Here is a 13,248-nt window from a genome sequence, read left to right as displayed (position 1 = left end):
AAACTTGATTCTTTATAAATAAAAATCATCACCATTTTATTCTACTCATTTCATTAATTTCTACATCTATAAATAATAAGAAGCAGCGAGATAACACTTCGCTGCTTCTTATTTAATCTGGATAATAAGGATTCAAATGGATTAATACTTCCTGAATATTATCATGCTTTTTCATAAGTGTTGCTTTGATTTCTCGTCCCAGATCATGACCTTCCTTAATTGTTTTAAAGTGATCAATCGAAATACGTATATCAACTAATATGTAATGGCCATGCTCTCTTGCCCGAACGCGATCAATCCGCTTCACATCTTCAAATTCATAAATACTTTCTTCAAGTTCTTTCAGTAGCTCTTCGTCAATATTGCCTTCCATTAAGATTTGAAAAGACTCTCCCATCATTTGTCTGGCAATGTTAAAAATTAAATAAGCAACAAAGATACTTGCTATTTTATCTCCGTATAACAGCAGTTGAACATCCATTTTATCACCAATAATGGATAATAAAACACCAATTGCCGCTGCAATAGAAGCAACAATATCTGCTTTATGATCAAATGCAATTGCCTCAATTGCCTTACTGTGGTGCTGCTTCGCTACGTTTAAAGAATAACGGTACAACAATACCTTTGCTATGTATGAAATAACAGCAATCCACATGGCTAAAATATTTGGAGATTCAACCGGATGGAATAAACCAACGACTCCTTCAAATACCACATAAAATGATACAAGCAATAAAATAATTCCTACGATTCCTGAGACAATCACTTCTGCTTTTCCGTGCCCATATGGATGATCATCATCTGCTGGCTTATTTGCTACTCGTATAACCAACAAGACAATAATAGAGGCAAATACGTCCGCTGCAGAGTGAATACCATCAGCAAATACAGCATCACTATTTCCAATCCATCCTACTATTACTTTTCCTAGCGTAAGGGCAATATTGCTCCATACGCTAATCCATGCTACTTTTTTCGCAATGGACTCCCTTATACTATTGTTCATTTGCACACCTCGACTTACTTCTTGAAAAATCAGCTTTTTTATCTTATCACTGCACATTCAAGTGGGTCTAGAGCAATCTATTTTCTCTTAGCTATATATGTTTCAGTACCACAAAATTACTGATAACCCACAACATAATCCTTATTATTTCTCCGCCAACTTCTTACGATCAGTTGCCATTGGAGGTTCTTCCATCCAACCTTGCTCAATCATAATCCGAATTCCATCTTTTCCATACTTCCCTATACGTCCAATTAGCTGAGAAAATTCTACTGCTACATCAGAACGGAACGACATAGACAAGCCAGCACCACAGTTATCAATAGCGATTGTCACCGCTGTGGAAGTATGATACATCATCAGCTTATCTGAAAATGGTGAAATCGTTGAGTTGGTTACATATGCATCAAGCAGCCTCGGACTTGGTAAATCAGCTTCAGACAGTAACTCGGTGAAGTGCTTGATTTGCTTACTCGCAAGCTTGACTCCATCAAAAAAATAAGAGCGTAATTTTTGTGTGGTAGCTACTTGACTAAATGCCAGCATCAGCGTTTTACCTAATACATTTGTATTAACAATTTCTTGAATAGCCGTAACCTCCAAAGAAGTTAGAGGATGCATTTGAGAGAAAAATGGTGATATAAACGTTTTCTGGTCCACAAAATTCACTTTTACAGGATAAGGAATAACCGGAGGTCTCATCAGCATGCTTTTTCTTAAAATAACGTGGTTAGAATTCTCCAAAAGACTGTCGCTTTCTTTTACACATCGGGATAGATGGTCATAAATATCTTGCCTTCTCACTGCGCTTAGCGCTCTGGCATATTTCTTCATACCTCCAATGGCCATTTCATTGACATAAATAGCCATAAAAATATCATCAAATAAAGCAGGAACTCCTTTGTTCACATCTTGTTCCCCAAAACCTACTGGGATTGGAATTTTTTCCGAACTGAATAATTCCGTCAATTCGTCTACATGAGTTTGTGAAATCTGATGTGCTTTTTTTAAGAGGTCCTTAATCTCAGGATCTTTTACAACAGATAGAAAATACCCAAGAACACATACATACAGCGTATCGCCTAAATATTGCGCCCATAAATAACCTAACTCGGCTGCGTTCAACCGCTGATTTTGTTGATGTTTTTGCATTTCGCTCTTTATATTTTCGTTCATTCACTTATTCTCCTTTTGGATAAAGTCGTACTTTTACTATCTCCAAAGAAGCGTTGAATAAACCGCATAAAAAAGACCTAGATAACAAGTCTAGGCCTTTTAGGTTACGCATATTTCTGGTCTTCTGTTTCTTTTCTAAAAAAGCTTTTCATCGCGTGAAAAACGTCTGATTTTTGTTTTAAAATAAAGTGTCTAAAACTTTCGTCTTGAATATTTTTGTAAGCAGACATTAAAGTGGAATGTCGATTGTACTGATTCACTTCCCCATACCCAAACATATTTGACACTTTCATTAATTCATTTACTAACTTTACACACCTTGCGTTATCTGAAGTTAGGTTATCGCCATCTGAAAAATGAAACGGGTAAATATTATAGCGGCTCGGATCATACTTTTGGTTAATTAATTCAAGCGCTTTTCGGTAAGCAGATGAGCAGATGGTTCCTCCGCTTTCTCCTTTGGAGAAGAAATCTTCTTCTGATACTACTTTTGCCTCTGTATGATGCGCAATAAATTCAATTTCCACTGTTTCATATTTCGTACGTAAAAAGCGTGTCATCCAAAAGAAAAAGCTTCGTGCCATATATTTTTCCCATATGCCCATCGAACCGCTCGTATCCATCATAGCTAAGACGACTGCTTTCGATTCTGGCTTTATAACTTCATTCCACGTTTTGAATTTTAAATCCTCCGGATAAATAGGATGAAAAGCAGGCTTTCCTGTCATTGCGTTTCGCTTATAAGCGCTCATCATCGTTCGTTTTTTATCAATATTCCCCATCAAACCTGTACGTCGTATATCATTAAATTCAATGTGTTCCACAACAATTTGATCAGATTCTTTTCGCTGAAGATTAGGCAATTCTAATTGAGCAAATAAAGCCTCTTGAAGCTCCATGAGGGACACTTCCGCTTCAAAGTAGTCTTCTCCAGCCTGGTCTCCTGCTCCTTGACCTTTTCCTGCTCCTTTTTGACCATCTCCAGCAGATCCGTCGCGTGCTACTACATCCCCAACTTTACTGTCTCCATCACCTTGACCCACATGTTTGTTTTTATCATAATTGTACCGAATTCGATATTCATCCAATGATTTGATCGGAATTTTAACAACTTCTCTTCCATTGGACATCACGATATTTTCTTCTGTAATTAAATCCGGTAAATTATTTTTAATTGCTTCTTTAATTTTTTCTTGATGTCTTTTTTGATCATCGTGGCCTTTACGATGGAGGGACCAGTCTTCTTTTGAGACAGCAAAACTTTTATCTACTTCTTTTCCCACGCTATTCCCCTCCTTATTTAAAAAACACCTGCACGTTTTTACTCGGCATGCATAAGCTATACCGAAAGTTTCGGACAAATACCTTTAGTTCAAAGGTTGGTTACTCTTATCCTATGCGCAAGAATGGTATACTTGCTAACTAATTCTTTCACTATTAACTATTCATTTTATAGTGTCTAGTGTCATGTATATGTTTATGACTTATCATATGATGGTTAAGTGCAATGCGTACTACACATTAGCCTAATTATGCAGAGTTTATTTTAAGAGATAAGAAAAACATGGCACAGATCGGAAGTGCCATGTTTTCTTGTTAGTACTGAGTTATCGATTTAACAAACTTCCTACATAGCGCAGCAGTTCATTAGCAGATACTGAATTGTATCCATGTTCATCAATCAATCGAGCCACTACTTCATTTACTTTCTTCAGCTGCTGCTCATCTGGTGTTTTAGTGGACGTTGTAATTTTCACTACGTCTTTTAAATCCGCAAACAATTTTTTCTGAATCGCTTCGCGTAAGCGCTCATGGGAATTATAATCAAATCGTTTTCCTTTACGTGCATAAGCCGAAATACGAATTAAGATTTCTTCGCGGAATGCTTTTTTTGCATTTTCTGAAATACCAATTTGTTCTTCAATTGAACGCATTAATTTATCATCTGGATTTAACTCTTCTCCTGTTAGCGGATCACGAAGCTTATTTTTGTTGCAGTATGCTTCGACATTATCTAAATAATTATCCATTAATGTTTTAGCAGACTCTTCGTACGAATAAACGAACGCTTTTTGCACTTCTTTTTTAGCAATTTCATCATATTCTTTACGCGCCAGAGAAATATAATTCAGGTAACGCTCTCGGTCCTCAGCAGAAATAGACGCATGCTGTGCTAACCCTTCTTTCAATGAACGCAGTACATCTAATGCATTGATTGATTTAATATCTTTTCGAATGATGGTAGATGAAATGCGATTAATGACATAACGAGGATCAATACCGCTCATTCCTTCATCCGTATACTCTTTTTGTAACTCTTCTACGTCTGCATCGTTATAGCCTTCTACAGATTGACCGTCGTATAGGCGCATTTTCTTTAATAAATCGATATCGCCTTTTTTAGGCTCTTTTAATCTCGTTAATGTAGTAAAGATAGACGCAATACGTAACGTATGAGGGGCAATATGAACATCTGATACGTCACTTTCACGAATCATTTTGTCATAAATTTTTTCCTCATCACTCACTTTTAAGTTATATGGAACAGGCATTACAATAATTCGTGAATGCAAAGCTTCATTTTTCTTATTGGAAATAAACGAGCGATACTCTGTTTCATTTGTATGCGCTACGATTAATTCATCTGCACTAATTAAAGCAAATCTTCCTGCTTTAAAGTTTCCTTCTTGGGTTAAAGAGAGTAAATGCCATAAAAATTTCTCATCACATTTTAACATCTCCTGGAACTCCATCATTCCCCGGTTTGCTTTATTAAGCTCTCCGTCAAAGCGGTAAGCACGCGGATCTGACTCAGATCCATACTCTGCAATTGTTGAAAAGTCAATGCTTCCTGTTAGGTCGGCAATGTCTTGAGATTTCGGATCAGAAGGACTGAACGTTCCAATTCCAGTTCGTTTGTCCTCTGAGAAGAAAATGCGTTCGATAATGACGTCTTCAATTCTGCCGCCATACTCTTCCTCTAATCGCATTGTATTTAAAGGAGATAAGTTTCCTTCGATTCGGATACCATACTCTTCAAAAAAGTCTTTACGTAAATGATGCGGAATTAAATGCAGCGGATCTTCATGCATTGGGCATCCTTTAATAGCGTAAACAGCTCCTCGATCAGTAAGCGAATAAGCTTCAAGCCCTCTTTTTAACATGGTCACTAGCGTCGATTTACCACCACTTACTGGACCCATTAAAAGTAAAATACGTTTACGAACATCTAAACGCTTTGCAGCTGGATGAAAATATTCTTCCACCAAGCGTTCTAGCGAATCTTCAAGTCCAAACATTTGTCCACTGAAAAATTTATAATGTCTTTTACCATTTACCTCTTCAATTCCTGCATCCTTTATCATGTTGTATACTCTAGAGTGTGCAGGCTGAGCAATTAAAGGCTCATCTTTAATCAGCTTTAGGTACTCTTCAAATGTCCCTTCCCACTTAAGACGATTCTCTTCTTCGCGGTATCTTTCAACTTTCTTTAATATATCCATTAAAGGACCTCCCCTACTAGTTATGGTGCTAGTGAACAAGATTAATACAATCTATGCAGCAAAATGTTTGAACATGCTTTTTAAATTGTAAAATTCAGAAATTTGTCCTTGCTAGGCATTCACAGTGAAGTATTTATTAGCTATAATAAAAGAGTAAGAAGGAACGGTTAAACTTTGTTAGAGAACTTACGTCTCTAGAAGAGTTATTTTGTCATTATTATCATCATGAGATATGGGAAGTCGGTTTTAACTGTAGTAGCTTTATAATCCTTTTAATTAGATTGAGGAGGAAAATCAATGCGCTTACTTTTAGTATTAGGAGTAACAATTGCTTTTTTAGCATCCATCTTCAGAGCGGGATACAATGATAAACCGGGCGTTAAAAAATAACCACTACATATCATCGTCGACATAAATAAAAAAGCGAGGTTCAATAAAATTTGAACCTCGCTTTTTACTTAAGATAAACCAGCATAATTTTGTTGACGCAGCGCTTCATAGATTAAAATAGCTGCTGTATTAGATAAATTTAAAGAACGAACATTTTCTGTCATCGGTAAACGAAGACATCTTTCCATGTTCTCTTCAATAATGTGCTTTGGCAGACCCTTTGTTTCTCTTCCAAATACGAAGAAATGATCCTGCTCTAAGTCACTATAGTCAAATGTTGTATGTGGCTGCTGACCAAATTTTGTGATGAAGTAGAAACCTGCTTCAGGATACTTTTCGAATACTTCTTCTAATGAATCATGATACACCACATTTACAAATTCCCAGTAATCCAATCCAGCTCGCTTTAACATTTTATCATCTGTTGAAAAGCCTAACGGTCGAACTAAATGCAGCGTCGTATTTGTTGCTGCACATGTTCGCGCAATATTTCCTGTATTTGCTGGAATTTCTGGTTGAAATAACACTACGTGTACTCCCACAAATTTTCACCTCTGCTAACAAATCTATTCATCATTATACCACTAACTTGCTAAAACGAAAGGCTTACTGATCAACGATATGGAAAAAATCATACTTAATCCTTGGCGTGTAAGCCGTTGAATCTTCATAAGCCCAATATCTCATTCGACTATTATACGTGTTCGCATTCACAAGAGGCATACCGTGACCGTCTTTTGCTACAACAATCGTCGTATGATTCCATCTTCCATCTCCTTCAAAATCGTAGCAGATAACGTCTCCCGGGACAAGTTCGCTTGCTGAAGATTTCCTCACAGCCCGAAGTCCTGATTTGGAGTTACTTAAATAGCTGTGCATGGAATGAGCAACTGCCCAGCTATAGCTCCAGGCGTTCCCTCTCATCCACCATCCGTTTGCTTTTTTAGGATATCCCCTCATCGGCGCCTTTCCTGCATGCAAACACTGTGAGATATAGTTGGTGCAGTTTACCTCAAACTGCTTATAACTTTCATTAGGTTTATCCCAATATTTTTCTGCATACTGAACAGCCGCAAGACGATCATAATAAGAGGCTCTTTCTTCGTCTTGCTCTACTTCTTCTACATCTATTTCAACCTCATCTTCAGAAAAATCCTTTACCAGCAGCTCATCTTGAATAAGCGTGTCTTTATAAAAAAGAGCTAAACGTTCTTCAATTTCTTCTTCTATATAGAAAAAATCGTTTTGTTTTAAAAATGCCTGAATGTGCACTTTATATAATACTTTTGTTTCTTCCTGATCCGTATGAGCAGATTGAATAGAACCTTTCATATTACATTTTAAAACATCAACTTCTCTTTTTTTTATAAGAGACCGCTTTAGCTCACACTGATGTTCAATGAAAGGCTTAAAGTCTTCATGAAGCTCACCTTTTACATAGCTGTCCGCACGCGCTTTAATTAAGGTATATAATACATTCCTTTTTGTTAGCATAATGTCACCACTTTTCTAAGCGTTTATTATACGCTATGACTCATTAGCTAACTTTATCAATAAAAATACGGTTTAGATCTCTTGAAGCATCTCTATACCTTTTGACATTTCTTCAATTACTTCTTGGTCCTTTTCTTTTTCTCTTAAGTTCATAAGTGTATCTAACGCTTCTTTATCACCAATTTTGCCTAACGCCCATGCCGCTGTTCCTCGAATGACAGGGCGAACGTCATTTTTAATTAACTCAATTAAATCTGGAACGGCGGTTTGATCTTTAAAATGGGCCAGTGCAATAATGGCATTACGCTGAATTGGCTTTTTCCCTCTCCAAGACCCTGAAACATGTCCAAATTTCTCTTTGAACTCACGATTACTCATCGTTAAAAGCGGTTTTAATTTAGGCTTCGCAAGTTCTGGGTCAGGCTCCATCTCAGGGTGAAAATGAAAGTCTTTTCCTTTATTTTCAGGACACACAGTTTGACATGTATCACAGCCATATAAACGATTGCCTAATTTACTTCGAAATTCTTCAGCTAAAAATCCTTTTGTTTGGGTTAAAAAGGCAATGCATCGCTGCGAATTCAGCTGACCGCCTGTTACAAGCGCGCCGGTAGGACACGCATCAACGCACTTATTACAAGTACCACAACCGTCTTCTATCGGTTTATCAGGAGGAAACGGGATATCTGTAATCATTTCTCCTAAATACACGTAGGAACCGAATTCAGGTGTAATAATGGCACAGTTCTTACCGCTCCAGCCAATACCAGCTCTTTCTGCTACAGCTCGGTCCGACAGCTCGCCTGTGTCTACCATCGATTGAAGGATAGCTGCAGGTACTTTTTCTTTTATAAAGGTTTCAAGCTTTTGAAGCCTATCACGTAGAACCGTATGATAATCTTGTCCCCAAGAAGCACGGCAAAAGATTCCTCGGCGATCTTCCTTTGTGCTCTTTGGTGCATCCTTTAATTTAGAAGGATACACAAGTGCAATTGAAATAATAGATCTAGCTTTTGGAACAACTAATGTGGGATCTATTCTCTTTTCAATATCAGGTTCTTCAAAGCCTGAAGCATAACCTAACTCTTGCTGTGCTAACAATCGATTCTTTAACTCATCAAACATAGAAGCACTCGCAAATCCAATCTTATCGATTCCAATCTCTTTGCTGTATGAAATAATTTCTTCCTTCAACTGATACGCATTCATAGTGAGTAATGGCCTCCTTTCTAAGAAATTCTATATATTCATGCATTGAACTGTTTTCTCACTCAATGAAATGATAGGATGGTATCTATAAACGAACAAATACTAATTATAATAGAAAGGATCAAAAAAATGAACTTTACATTATCACCCGCTATTAAACAGCTTTGCCCTTCTTTTAAAATGGGAATCATTCAGTATAAAAATATTGAAGTTGGTGATTCTCCTCAAATGCTAAAAGGACGTCTGCGCCTCTTTCAAGAATCCATTTATTTCGACCTTGAGTCAAAAAAAGTAACAGAATTCGAAGGTGTTAGCGAGTGGAGAAAGCTTTTCAAAACATTTGGAACTGATCCAAGTAAATACCGTCCTTCTATAGAAGCTTTAATTCGACGAATAGGAAAACAAACATATCTACCTTCTATCAATTCTGCTGTGGACATTAATAACTTTTTTTCATTGCAATATGAAGTACCAATTGGAATTTATGATTCCTCTAATTTAGAGGGCCCCATCGAATTTACTATCGGTAAAAAAGAAGAGTCTTATGAAGCTCTAAATGAACGTAACATTTCTTTAGAAAATAAAATCATATCAAAAGATGCCCTAGGAGCTTTCGGAAGCCCTTATGTCGATTCTAACCGAGCGTACGTAACTGAAAAGACAACACAAGCTGTACAGTTCATCTATTTAAAGCCTTCACTTTCAGAAGAACAGGCTTATAAACTAACTAAATCCCTAAGTGACATGTTCATTCAAATTCACGGTGGCGAAGCAACCTATCAAGTCATTAACTGATGTACGTAAATATAGCGTCTATCTTGAAAAGATAGACGCTATATTTACGCTAAAAATAAAAAACGCAACATCTCAGCTTTGAAAGCGAGACACTGCGTTGTGATAACAATATGTATGGAGCGGGTGATGAGAATCGAACTCACGACATCAGCTTGGAAGGCTGAGGTTTTACCACTAAACTACACCCGCAAATATTATCAAAATTTGTCGACCAATAAGTAAAAATAAAAACAGGAATCATCCTGTCAAGTAAAGCTAAAGTACCGATGGTCGGGGTCGAACCGACACTCCCGAAGGAACACGATTTTGAGTCGTGCGCGTCTGCCAATTCCGCCACATCGGCAAAATAAAAAAGGCAAGTTAAAATTATAAATGGTGCCGAGGGCCGGACTTGAACCGGCACGGTAGTCACCTACCGCAGGATTTTAAGTCCTGTGTGTCTGCCAATTCCACCACCCCGGCAGTTTGTAAATAAATGGAGGCGGCAACCGGATTTGAACCGGTGATAAAGGTTTTGCAGACCTCTGCCTTACCACTTGGCTATGCCGCCATTTACTCAAGACTAAATAACTTTATTAAAATTGGAGCGGAAGACGAGGTTCGAACTCGCGACCCCCACCTTGGCAAGGTGGTGTTCTACCACTGAACTACTTCCGCAAATATGGCTGGGCTAGCTGGATTCGAACCAACGCATGACGGAATCAAAATCCGTTGCCTTACCGCTTGGCGATAGCCCAATATTGGAATATGCATATCGTTTATAAATGGGGCGACTGATGGGAATCGAACCCACGAATGCCGGAACCACAATCCGGTGCGTTAACCACTTCGCCACAATCGCCACGTATATATGCAATGTTATTTTTATAATTGGCAGGGGCAGTAGGAATCGAACCCACACTGACGGTTTTGGAGACCGTAGTTCTACCTTTAAACTATGCCCCTGTAAATGGTGGAGGGGGGCAGATTCGAACTGCCGAACCCGAAGGAGCGGATTTACAGTCCGCCGCGTTTAGCCACTTCGCTACCCCTCCACAATAACTATGGTGCCGGCAAGAGGACTTGAACCCCCAACCTACTGATTACAAGTCAGTTGCTCTACCAGTTGAGCTACACCGGCATTTTAAAAACATTTGTTTTTAAAATGGTGGCTCGGGACGGAATCGAACCGCCGACACAAGGATTTTCAGTCCTTTGCTCTACCAACTGAGCTACCGAGCCTTATTAAATTTAAAATGGCGGTCCCGACGGGAATCGAACCCGCGATCTCCTGCGTGACAGGCAGGCATGTTAACCGCTACACCACGGGACCACTTGGTTGCGGGGACAGGATTTGAACCTGCGACCTTCGGGTTATGAGCCCGACGAGCTACCGAACTGCTCCACCCCGCGATGATAATATATGGTGGAGGATGACGGGATCGAACCGCCGACCCCCTGCTTGTAAGGCAGGTGCTCTCCCAGCTGAGCTAATCCTCCACTATTATGTAGATAAAAATAAATGGTGACCCGTACGGGATTCGAACCCGTGTTACCGCCGTGAAAGGGCGGTGTCTTAACCGCTTGACCAACGGGCCACTGTGCTAATTAAATAAAAATGGCGGAGAGCAAGGGATTTGAACCCTTGAGACAGCGTTAACCGCCTACACGATTTCCAATCGTGCTCCTTCGGCCACTCGGACAGCTCTCCAAATGGCTCCACAGGTAGGACTCGAACCTACGACCGATCGGTTAACAGCCGATAGCTCTACCACTGAGCTACTGTGGAATAATAACAGCCTGGCAACGTCCTACTCTCACAGGGACAAAGTCCCAACTACCATTGGCGCTAAAGAGCTTAACTTCCGTGTTCGGTATGGGAACGGGTGTGACCTCTTCGCTATCGCCACCAGACATATTATATTATACATGATTTGATAAAGAAAGCAAGACTTTTTTGAAAAGTTTTGTTCTCTCAAAACTAGGTAACAGTTTGCTGAGTAAAGCTTACGCTTTTAAAAGTTTGGTTAAGTCCTCGATCGATTAGTATCAGTCAGCTACACATGTCGCCACGCTTCCACCTCTGACCTATCAACCTGATCATCTTTCAGGGATCTTACTAGCTTGCGCTATGGGAAATCTCATCTTGAGGGGGGCTTCATGCTTAGATGCTTTCAGCACTTATCCCGTCCACACATAGCTACCCAGCGATGCCTTTGGCAAGACAACTGGTACACCAGCGGTGTGTCCATCCCGGTCCTCTCGTACTAAGGACAGCTCCTCTCAAATTTCCTACGCCCACGACGGATAGGGACCGAACTGTCTCACGACGTTCTGAACCCAGCTCGCGTACCGCTTTAATGGGCGAACAGCCCAACCCTTGGGACCGACTACAGCCCCAGGATGCGATGAGCCGACATCGAGGTGCCAAACCTCCCCGTCGATGTGGACTCTTGGGGGAGATAAGCCTGTTATCCCCGGGGTAGCTTTTATCCGTTGAGCGATGGCCCTTCCATGCGGAACCACCGGATCACTAAGCCCGACTTTCGTCCCTGCTCGACTTGTAGGTCTCGCAGTCAAGCTCCCTTGTGCCTTTACACTCTACGAATGATTTCCAACCATTCTGAGGGAACCTTTGGGCGCCTCCGTTACATTTTAGGAGGCGACCGCCCCAGTCAAACTGCCCACCTGACACTGTCTCCCGGCCCGATCAGGGCCGCGGGTTAGAATTTCAATACAGCCAGGGTAGTATCCCACCGACGCCTCCACCGAAGCTAGCGCTCCGGCTTCTCAGGCTCCTACCTATCCTGTACAAGCTGTACCAAAATTCAATATCAGGCTACAGTAAAGCTCCACGGGGTCTTTCCGTCCTGTCGCGGGTAACCTGCATCTTCACAGGTACTATAATTTCACCGAGTCTCTCGTTGAGACAGTGCCCAGATCGTTACGCCTTTCGTGCGGGTCGGAACTTACCCGACAAGGAATTTCGCTACCTTAGGACCGTTATAGTTACGGCCGCCGTTTACTGGGGCTTCGATTCAGAGCTTCTCCCAAAGGATAACCCCTCCTCTTAACCTTCCAGCACCGGGCAGGCGTCAGCCCCTATACTTCGCCTTGCGGCTTCGCAGAGACCTGTGTTTTTGCTAAACAGTCGCCTGGGCCTATTCACTGCGGCTCTCTCGGGCTATACACCCTACCAGAGCACCCCTTCTCCCGAAGTTACGGGGTCATTTTGCCGAGTTCCTTAACGAGAGTTCTCTCGATCACCTTAGGATTCTCTCCTCGCCTACCTGTGTCGGTTTGCGGTACGGGCACCTCCCGCCTCGCTAGAGGCTTTTCTTGGCAGTGTGGAATCAGGAACTTCGGTACTATAATTCCCTCGTCATCACAGCTCAGCCTTTATGATGAGCGGATTTGCCTACTCATCAGCCTAACTGCTTGAACGCGCATATCCAGCAGCGCGCTTACCCTATCCTACTGCGTCCCCCCATTACTCAAACGGCGGGGAGGTGGTACAGGAATATCAACCTGTTGGCCATCGCCTACGCTTTTCAGCCTCGGCTTAGGTCCCGACTAACCCTGAGCGGACGAGCCTTCCTCAGGAAACCTTAGGCATTCGGTGGACAAGATTCTCACTTGTCTTTCGCTACTCATACCGGCATTCTCACTTCTAAGCGCTCCACCAGTCCTTAC

The 13,248-nt window shown here is 40.8% G+C and carries 8 protein-coding genes, 17 tRNA genes and 2 rRNA genes (1 of these 27 cut by a window edge); 1 reads left to right on the top strand and 26 read right to left on the bottom strand.

Going from position 1 to position 13,248, the window contains the following annotated elements; genetic code table 11:
• Positions 1-112: 112 nt before the first annotated feature.
• The 7 genes from LIS78_RS02300 to queG all read right to left on the bottom strand — a co-directional run bounded on the left by LIS78_RS02300 (position 113) and on the right by queG (position 8,781).
• Positions 113-1,009 carry a cation diffusion facilitator family transporter gene (locus LIS78_RS02300; RefSeq protein WP_029325274.1) on the bottom strand — a complete coding sequence of 299 codons (897 nt, stop codon included), beginning with the start codon at positions 1,007-1,009 and terminating at the stop codon, positions 113-115.
• A gap of 144 nt (positions 1,010-1,153) precedes the next feature.
• The gene (locus LIS78_RS02295; protein WP_209150874.1) at positions 1,154-2,185 is read right to left on the bottom strand and encodes a DUF3231 family protein; all 1,032 of its coding nucleotides are present in this window, start codon (positions 2,183-2,185) and stop codon (positions 1,154-1,156) included.
• Between the two features lie 104 nt (positions 2,186-2,289).
• Positions 2,290-3,468, bottom strand: a complete 1,179-nt coding sequence (yhbH, locus tag LIS78_RS02290; protein WP_028412691.1) for a sporulation protein YhbH — start codon at positions 3,466-3,468, stop codon at positions 2,290-2,292.
• Positions 3,469-3,792: 324 nt separating this feature from the next.
• Entirely contained in the window at positions 3,793-5,688 is a 1,896-nt protein-coding gene (locus LIS78_RS02285) for a PrkA family serine protein kinase (RefSeq protein WP_013055179.1), read from the bottom strand.
• Positions 5,689-6,146: 458 nt separating this feature from the next.
• On the bottom strand, positions 6,147-6,620 hold the full coding sequence (trmL, locus tag LIS78_RS02280) for a tRNA (uridine(34)/cytosine(34)/5-carboxymethylaminomethyluridine(34)-2'-O)-methyltransferase TrmL (protein WP_016762878.1): 474 nt from the start codon (positions 6,618-6,620) through the stop codon (positions 6,147-6,149).
• A gap of 64 nt (positions 6,621-6,684) precedes the next feature.
• Positions 6,685-7,572: an amidase domain-containing protein gene (locus LIS78_RS02275; RefSeq protein WP_252284591.1), complete on the bottom strand. Its 888-nt coding sequence runs from the start codon at positions 7,570-7,572 to the stop codon at positions 6,685-6,687.
• Positions 7,573-7,644: 72 nt separating this feature from the next.
• Positions 7,645-8,781: a tRNA epoxyqueuosine(34) reductase QueG gene (gene queG, locus LIS78_RS02270; protein WP_209150873.1), complete on the bottom strand. Its 1,137-nt coding sequence runs from the start codon at positions 8,779-8,781 to the stop codon at positions 7,645-7,647.
• A 129-nt stretch (positions 8,782-8,910) separates the two neighbouring features.
• Between queG and LIS78_RS02265 the strand changes: the two genes are divergently transcribed.
• Positions 8,911-9,576 (top strand): B3/B4 domain-containing protein, encoded by a 666-nt coding sequence (locus LIS78_RS02265; protein WP_029325270.1) that lies wholly within the window; start codon positions 8,911-8,913, stop codon positions 9,574-9,576.
• Between the two features lie 115 nt (positions 9,577-9,691).
• Here the strand turns inward: LIS78_RS02265 and LIS78_RS02260 are convergent.
• From LIS78_RS02260 to LIS78_RS02170, 19 genes are all read right to left on the bottom strand, one after another.
• Positions 9,692-9,765 (bottom strand) — tRNA-Gly (locus LIS78_RS02260).
• Positions 9,766-9,837: 72 nt separating this feature from the next.
• Positions 9,838-9,919: transfer RNA gene (locus LIS78_RS02255), tRNA-Leu, on the bottom strand.
• Positions 9,920-9,949: 30 nt separating this feature from the next.
• Positions 9,950-10,038: transfer RNA gene (locus LIS78_RS02250), tRNA-Leu, on the bottom strand.
• A 14-nt stretch (positions 10,039-10,052) separates the two neighbouring features.
• A tRNA-Cys gene (locus LIS78_RS02245) sits at positions 10,053-10,126 on the bottom strand.
• A gap of 32 nt (positions 10,127-10,158) precedes the next feature.
• Positions 10,159-10,233: transfer RNA gene (locus tag LIS78_RS02240), tRNA-Gly, on the bottom strand.
• 5 nt (positions 10,234-10,238) lie between these two features.
• Positions 10,239-10,313: transfer RNA gene (locus LIS78_RS02235), tRNA-Gln, on the bottom strand.
• Between the two features lie 28 nt (positions 10,314-10,341).
• Positions 10,342-10,417 (bottom strand) — tRNA-His (locus tag LIS78_RS02230).
• 30 nt (positions 10,418-10,447) lie between these two features.
• Positions 10,448-10,521 (bottom strand) — tRNA-Trp (locus tag LIS78_RS02225).
• A 5-nt stretch (positions 10,522-10,526) separates the two neighbouring features.
• Positions 10,527-10,610: transfer RNA gene (locus tag LIS78_RS02220), tRNA-Tyr, on the bottom strand.
• A gap of 10 nt (positions 10,611-10,620) precedes the next feature.
• A tRNA-Thr gene (locus LIS78_RS02215) sits at positions 10,621-10,696 on the bottom strand.
• Between the two features lie 25 nt (positions 10,697-10,721).
• Positions 10,722-10,797: transfer RNA gene (locus LIS78_RS02210), tRNA-Phe, on the bottom strand.
• A gap of 15 nt (positions 10,798-10,812) precedes the next feature.
• Positions 10,813-10,888 (bottom strand) — tRNA-Asp (locus LIS78_RS02205).
• A 3-nt stretch (positions 10,889-10,891) separates the two neighbouring features.
• Positions 10,892-10,968, bottom strand: a tRNA-Met gene (locus LIS78_RS02200).
• Positions 10,969-10,979: 11 nt separating this feature from the next.
• Positions 10,980-11,055, bottom strand: a tRNA-Val gene (locus LIS78_RS02195).
• A 23-nt stretch (positions 11,056-11,078) separates the two neighbouring features.
• A tRNA-Glu gene (locus tag LIS78_RS02190) sits at positions 11,079-11,153 on the bottom strand.
• A gap of 21 nt (positions 11,154-11,174) precedes the next feature.
• A tRNA-Ser gene (locus LIS78_RS02185) sits at positions 11,175-11,266 on the bottom strand.
• Positions 11,267-11,269: 3 nt separating this feature from the next.
• Positions 11,270-11,344, bottom strand: a tRNA-Asn gene (locus tag LIS78_RS02180).
• Between the two features lie 9 nt (positions 11,345-11,353).
• Positions 11,354-11,469 (bottom strand): 5S ribosomal RNA (gene rrf, locus LIS78_RS02175).
• Positions 11,470-11,578: 109 nt separating this feature from the next.
• Positions 11,579-13,248, bottom strand: a 23S ribosomal RNA gene (locus LIS78_RS02170); it runs 1,265 nt beyond the window's last position.

It is taken from the genome of Priestia megaterium (assembly GCF_023824195.1).
GTDB classification, from domain to species: Bacteria; Bacillota; Bacilli; order Bacillales; family Bacillaceae_H; genus Priestia; species Priestia megaterium_D.
This window is presented reverse-complemented; position numbering and strand designations above follow the sequence as displayed.

What these genes read in the sequence shown, in the direction of transcription:
- LIS78_RS02300 (WP_029325274.1), bottom strand. Translation starts at nt 1,009, where the DNA reads ATGAACAATAGTATAAGGGAGTCCATTGCGAAAAAAGTAGCATGGATT.
- LIS78_RS02295 (WP_209150874.1), bottom strand. Translation starts at nt 2,185, where the DNA reads ATGAACGAAAATATAAAGAGCGAAATGCAAAAACATCAACAAAATCAG.
- LIS78_RS02285 (WP_013055179.1), bottom strand. Translation starts at nt 5,688, where the DNA reads ATGGATATATTAAAGAAAGTTGAAAGATACCGCGAAGAAGAGAATCGT.
- LIS78_RS02275 (WP_252284591.1), bottom strand. Translation starts at nt 7,572, where the DNA reads ATGCTAACAAAAAGGAATGTATTATATACCTTAATTAAAGCGCGTGCG.
- queG (WP_209150873.1), bottom strand. Translation starts at nt 8,781, where the DNA reads ATGAATGCGTATCAGTTGAAGGAAGAAATTATTTCATACAGCAAAGAG.
- LIS78_RS02265 (WP_029325270.1), top strand. Translation starts at nt 8,911, where the DNA reads ATGAACTTTACATTATCACCCGCTATTAAACAGCTTTGCCCTTCTTTT.